The organism is Pseudoduganella sp. RAF53_2 (genome assembly GCF_052113985.1).
In the GTDB taxonomy this organism is placed as follows: domain Bacteria; phylum Pseudomonadota; class Gammaproteobacteria; order Burkholderiales; family Burkholderiaceae_D; genus Rugamonas.
Genome location: NZ_JBFRDW010000542.1, coordinates 1 through 4,232 on the forward strand (window position 1 = coordinate 1; position 4,232 = coordinate 4,232).

Consider the following 4,232-nt stretch of genomic DNA (forward strand, 5'->3'; position numbering starts at 1 on the left):
TCGATACGCTCATCATGGAACGCTTCTTCGACGAGTCGGGCGGCATGCAGCTGGTGCTGCACACGCCCTATGGCAGCCGCGTTAACCGCGCCTGGGGGCTGGCGCTGCGCAAGCGCTTCTGCCGCACCTTCAATTTCGAACTGCAGGCGGCGGCGACGGAAGATGCCATCGTGCTGTCGCTGTCCGAAAGCCACAGCTTCCCGCTGGACGAGGTGTGGCGCTACCTGCGCTCAAGCAGCGCGGAGCACATCCTGGTTCAGGCGCTGCTCGATGCGCCGCTGTTCAATGTTCGCTGGCGTTGGAATGCGACGACTGCGCTGGCCCTGCCGCGCTTCACGGGGGGCCGCAAAGTCGCGCCGCAGCTTCAGCGCATGAAGAGCGACGATCTGCTCGCGGCCGTGTTCCCCGATCAGGCGGCATGCCTCGAAAACATCGTCGGAGAACGTGAGCTGCCCAGCCATCCGCTGGTCGATCAGACTTTGGACGATTGTCTGCACGACGCGATGGATAGCGAAGGCTGRATCGCCCTGTTGCGCCGCATGGAGGCGGGCGAAGTGCATCTGATTTCGCGCGACTTGCCGGCGCCGTCGCCGCTGGCCATGGAGGTGCTGAATGCCCGTCCGTATGCCTTTCTCGACGACGCACCGCTCGAAGAGCGCCGGACGCAAGCCGTGTTGAACCGCCGCTGGACCGACCCAGCGTCCACCGACGATATGGGCGCGCTGGACGCCGGCGCCATCGAAGCTGTCGCCAACGAAGCCTGGCCGCGCGTGCGCAACGCCGATGAAATGCAGGAAGCGCTGGTGCAACTGGCCTGTATTACGCGCGACGAAGCGCTTGCCAACGAAGGCTGGAATGACTGGCTTGGCGCGCTTGCCGACAGCGGCCGCGCCACGCGTCTGCGTCTCGCCGGCGGGCCCGAGTTCTGGGTGGCGCTGGAACGCCTGGCTTGCCTGCATGCTGCTTATCCCGATGCTGCCGCCACGCCGCCACTCGCCATACCGGAGCGGCTAACCCTCAACGGCGATGAGCCATGGACGCGCGATGACGCGCTGGTTGAACTTCTGCGCGCACGCTTGTCCGGCTTCGGCCCACAACTTGCCGCCGCCATCGGCTCCGCGCTTGCGCTGCCGGAGAGCACGGTGCTGATCGCCCTCACGCAACTGGAAAGCGAAGGTTACGTCATGCGTGGCCGATTTACGCCGCGCGCCGTGGGGGAGGAATGGTGCGAACGCCATCTGCTGGCGCGCATCCATCGCTACACGATCAAGAATCTGCGGCGCGAGATCGAGCCCGTCGAGCGCCAGGATTTCATGCGCTTCCTGTTCGACTGGCAGCACTTGTCCGAAGAAACGCGCTTGCAAGGACCGGACACGCTGACGCAGGTGCTGTCGCAGCTGGAAGGATTCGAAGCGCCCGCCGGCGCCTGGGAAAGCGAGCTACTGTCTGCCCGTATCAAGGATTATTCCCTGCTTTGGCTCGACGATCTGTGCCGCTCCGGCCGCATCGTGTGGACTCGCGTAGGCGCACCATCCAGTGCCAGCGGCGGCACGGTGCGCAGCACGCCGCTGGTATTGCTGCCGCGCCGCCAGCTCTCCCGGTGGCACGCCCTGCCTGCCGTCGCCACCGAAGTCGAACTCACGCCGCGCGCGGTACGTGTGCTGGAGTCGCTGCGCCGCAACGGCGCCATGTTCTATGACGAACTGGCACACGAGGCGCGACTACTGCCCGCGGAACTGGAAACTGCGCTGGGTGAGCTGGTCGCCACGGGCCTGGTGAATGCGGACAGCTACGCCGGCCTGCGCGCCATGCTCATCCCCGCCAACAAGCGCAACACCATGGACCGCCGGCGCCGCCGCGGGGCCGGGCCGACGATGGAAGAAGCCGGGCGCTGGGCGCTGGTCCGCCAGTCCGAAGCCGTCACGATCAAAGAAAAAACCGGCAGCGCCGACGCATCCGACAGCGCGCCCGCCGCACCTGCGCCGCCCGGCCGCCGCCCGCGCATCGCGCCCGAAACGCTGGAACACATCGCCATGACGCTCCTGCGCCGCTACGGCGTCATGTTCTGGAAACTGCTCGATCGTGAAGCGTCCTGGCTGCCGTCCTGGCGCGAACTGCTGCCCGTTTACCACCACCTCGAAGCCCGCGGTGACGTGCGAGGCGGACGCTTCGTGGCCGGCCTCTCTGGCGAACAATTCGCCTTACCGGAAGCGATTCCCCTGCTACGCGAAATGCGCCGCAAACCTCACGACGGCACCCTGGTCGCCATCTCCGCCATCGATCCCCTCAACCTCAGTGGCACCGTGCTGCAAGGCGACAAAGTCCCCGCCCTGGCTGGCAACCGCATCCTCTTCCGTGACGGCGTGGCCGTCGCCACCCAGGTTTCCGGCAAATTCAACTACCTGGACTCGCCCAATCCCGCCGAGCGCGAAGCGATGCACGCATTGCTCGTCGTGCATCGCTAGGATCAATCCAATTTGTGAATTGATAGAYACAGTCTTTGGTTTGATGCGGTATTGATCAAGTCATATGATCTCCTCACAACTACACAACTCGGGAGACATGATGAAGAAAACCGCAGCCATTGTTCTGGCAGTGGGCAGTGCCGCTGCCCACGCACAGTCGTCAGCGGGAATTTATGGCATCGTCGATGCTGCCCTGGTGGGCGAAAACGGCGGCAGCAATGGACATGTCAGCAAGGTGACCAGCGGTGCGGCGTCGGCCTCGCGGATCGGATTTCGCGGCACGGAAGATTTGGGCAATGGCCTGTCCGCCTATTTCACCCTGGAGACCGGCGTCAAGATCGATACGGGCGAAGTGGATGCCGCAGGCACCATCTTCAACCGCCAGGCCTTCGTCGGACTGAAACGCAAGGACTTCGGCGCAGTGGCGCTTGGCCGCCAGTACACGCCTTATCACACCACACTGGTGAACATCGTGGACCCGTTCAACACGGGCACCGCAGGTACGGCGAAGAACCTGTTCCCAGACTGGGGCGCCAATATCCGCAGCAGCAATGCGATTACCTATATGTCGCCGCGCGTGCACGGGGTCGATGCCGAGCTGGCGTACAGCTTCGGTGAGCAGAACACGGCTTCCGCCGGGCGCCAGTTCGGTGGCGCCATCGGCTACACGGAAGGTCCGCTGGCGATCCGGCTGGCCTACAACAACAAGAACTCCGACCTTGCCGCAACGGGCACGACGGCCGCCGTCAATCATGACCTAGGCCGTAATATTCTGCTCGGCGCAAATTACAACTTTGGCTGGATCAAGGTCCACGCCGGCTATGAAATCGACAAAGGCTTCAACAGCACGCCGCTGGGCAATGCCAACAACCCTTACGGCGGCGTAAAGCCGACGCCTTCGACCGACGGCCGCGAAGTGCTGCTGGGATTTAGCGCGCCGGTCGGCGCAGGCACCGTGCTGTTCTCGGCCATGCACAAGGACGACCGCAGCAGTTTCAATCAGGACGCCAGCTCCTGGGGTATCGGCTACCTGTATGCTCTGTCCAAGCGCAGCAATCTGTACGCGGCCTACGGACATATCAACAACAAGAATGGCGCCGGATACACGGTAGCCAACAACACCGAGGCCGGCACGGGCAATTCCGGCTACAACCTTGGCATCCGCCATACGTTCTAAGGAGACACCGTGGAACAAGCACCAACCGTCAAAGCGGTCAGCGCCGCCAACGTCCAGACGCGCACGCGCTGGATGATTCTCGCGATGCTGTTTGCCATCACGACGATCAACTACGCCGACCGCGCGACCATCTCGATCGCCGGCCCCGAGATCAAGAAAGAACTGGGATTATCCGCAGTCCAGATGGGCTTTATCTTCTCGGCCTTCGCCTGGTCCTATGTGGTCGCCCAGCTGCCAGGCGGCTGGCTGCTGGACCGCTTCGGTTCCAAGATCACCTACTTCTTCAGCATCTTCCTGTGGTCGACCTTTACTTTGTTCACCGGCGCGGCGGGTTTCGTCGCAGGGGGCGCCGCGGTCACTTTGCTGTTCACACTGCGTATGCTGGTCGGCGCGGCGGAAGCGCCCTCCTTCCCCGGCAACAGCCGCATCGCCTCCGCCTGGTTCCCATCGCATGAACGAGGCCTGGCTGCCGCCGTCTTCAATTCGGCCCAGTATTTCGCGACCGTGCTGTTTGCGCCGATCATGGGCTGGCTGGTGCACAACTACGGCTGGCATAGCGTGTTCTACGTGATGGGTAGCCTGGGCATCCT

The 4,232-nt window shown here is 63.7% G+C and carries 3 protein-coding genes; all 3 read left to right on the forward strand.

Going from position 1 to position 4,232, the window contains the following annotated elements; translation table 11 throughout:
* Positions 1–2,465, forward strand: a 2,465-nt coding sequence (locus AB4Z11_RS24960) for an Lhr family helicase (RefSeq protein WP_442028455.1), incomplete at its 5' end; no start/stop codon positions are given.
* Between the two features lie 97 nt (positions 2,466–2,562).
* Positions 2,563–3,642, forward strand: a complete 1,080-nt coding sequence (locus tag AB4Z11_RS24965; protein WP_442028456.1) for a porin — start codon at positions 2,563–2,565, stop codon at positions 3,640–3,642.
* Between the two features lie 72 nt (positions 3,643–3,714).
* Positions 3,715–4,232 (forward strand): MFS transporter (locus AB4Z11_RS24970; protein ID WP_442028458.1); only part of this gene is annotated, 518 nt, incomplete at its 3' end.

What these genes read in the sequence shown, in the direction of transcription:
- AB4Z11_RS24965 (WP_442028456.1), top strand. Translation starts at nt 2,563, where the DNA reads ATGATGAAGAAAACCGCAGCCATTGTTCTGGCAGTGGGCAGTGCCGCT.